The sequence below is a fragment of the uncultured Oscillibacter sp. genome, assembly GCF_910584465.1.
GTDB lineage: Bacteria > Bacillota > Clostridia > Oscillospirales > Oscillospiraceae > Oscillibacter.
Genome location: NZ_CAJUBK010000136.1, coordinates 1 through 1762, shown reverse-complemented (window position 1 = coordinate 1762; position 1762 = coordinate 1). Strand labels below are relative to the sequence as shown.

3 protein-coding genes are annotated in these 1762 nt (G+C 59.8%); all 3 read right to left on the bottom strand.

The window, feature by feature from the left end; genetic code table 11:
- A partial coding sequence (locus tag QZ332_RS13620) for a type IV secretory system conjugative DNA transfer family protein (protein WP_295766432.1) occupies positions 1–754 on the bottom strand: 754 nt, incomplete at its 3' end.
- On the bottom strand, positions 741–1214 hold the full coding sequence (locus tag QZ332_RS13615; protein ID WP_363324044.1) for a PcfB family protein: 474 nt from the start codon (positions 1212–1214) through the stop codon (positions 741–743). The genes QZ332_RS13615 and QZ332_RS13620, both read right to left, overlap by 14 nt.
- A 40-nt stretch (positions 1215–1254) precedes the next feature.
- On the bottom strand, positions 1255–1762 hold a 508-nt coding region (locus QZ332_RS13610; protein ID WP_295766430.1), incomplete at its 5' end, for an antirestriction protein ArdA.

Sequence of the window (1762 nt, the reverse complement as noted above, 5' to 3'; positions counted from 1 at the left end):
CGCAGTATAAAAGCGTCTCCGATTTGGTCCAGAACGGGTCCCCCTCCTTGCCCTCTCCCTTGGTGTTGGCGATCAGGGTATTCACGAATTTCAGAATATCCGCCTCGTTTTGGATATAGGCCAGGGGGTTATAGTGCATAGAGCGGGAAAAATCAATGCTGTTGAAAACCTTGATCTTATACCCTTTTTTCTTCTGGAGGAAATACCCCACCTGGGACAGCACCTCGCCCTTGGGGTCCACCACCACATAGGAGGAGTGGGCCTGGAGGAGCTGGGGGGTGAGCCAGAACCGGGTCTTGCCGGAGCCGCTGGAGCCGATGACGCAGGCGTTGAGGTTCCGGGCGTTGGCCGGGTTCTTGGGCCGGGTGTTGGTGGTGAGAAATTCCGTCCCGGAGAGGATCACATTTTTCTCAAACTTGGGATCGACGAAAGGGGCTATGTCTTTAGGACCGCCCCAACGTGCGCTGCCGTACTCCTCGTCACGGCGAAATTTTTTCGCGTTCTTGGCCTTGACGTAGACGAAAAGTCGGATGGCTGCCGCCCCCGCGATCCCCACCAGCCAGTCCACCGGGTCCAGCCCAGGGGCGGGGGAGGCAAAGGCCGTGTTGATCGTCGCCATCATGCCCACCAGCTTTTGCCCAACATTGGCCCCAGCCGCCAGCCGGTAGGCCGTCCCCAGCTTCAAACAGGCCCAGGCCATGAACAGGTAGGGCAGGTTGGGGAGGAGGTATTTTTTCAAGCTACCTTTCTTCACGGGCCGCCTCCTTTTTCCGCTCCTGGGTCCGCTCCTGGCCCCGCACCAGCTCCCCGGCCCGCTTCATCCGCTCCAGGATGGGGACGCGCCGCGCCCTGGGCCGGTCCATGATACAGTGGGAGTATTCCCCGAAACAGGCGGTGATGGCGTCGGCCTGCTTGGATTTGAAGAACAGCAGATACTTTCCCTCGCCGTTCTTGTAAAAGGCGTAGTCCACATTCCAGCGCCGGGCCACCCGGTCAAACTCCCTGGGGGCCTCCACGGGGAGACTGTTGGTAGCCTCGCCCTGCTTCATTAGCTGTCGGATGGTCTGCCTGCCGTGGGGCGTCTTGTGGGCCTGCCGCTCCTTTTGGATCTTCCGGCCCGCCGCCCGCAGCGCCCAGGCCAGCGTCCGCGCCGTCAACTTCCCCGTTCGGATGGAAAGAGCTATCGTCCGCCGGGAAATATCTTCATCTACCAAAAATCATCACCTCCCGCCTCTGGACACGGTGTCCAGAGGGCTACCGCTCCTCCCGGTCCGCCTTGGGCGCGGGGCGCTCGGCGGGCGGGTGAGCCTGTTTCGCCATTTCCTGATAGGCGGCCATTTGCTCCCGGATGGGCACTTTAGGCATGGAGAATACCCGGTGTTCGTCGGGAATGTCCTCGACCCCGTGGTAATGCTCCGTAAAAGAATTATCCCCTACCACATAGCCGCCGGGGGCGAAGTGGCCGCTCTCGTTGATCCGCACGTCCCGCCCGTATGCCTCATAGTCGATGTAGTCAATCAAACCCTCCGGCACTTGAACAGCTTCAAACTCCTGGATATACATTCGCCCCAGGTCCTCCTCGGTGTGAACGCCGGAATAAAAATTGTAGCGGTCCAGATTTTGAGAGAGATTGATCAAATCTTTCACGCTGCCGGTATACTCCCCGCTGTCCATGACGGCCTCGAATACTGCCAGCTCGTCCTGGGACAGCTCCGACAGCAGGCAGGCCAGATGGTTCAGCTCGTCAATGCTCTCATACTCG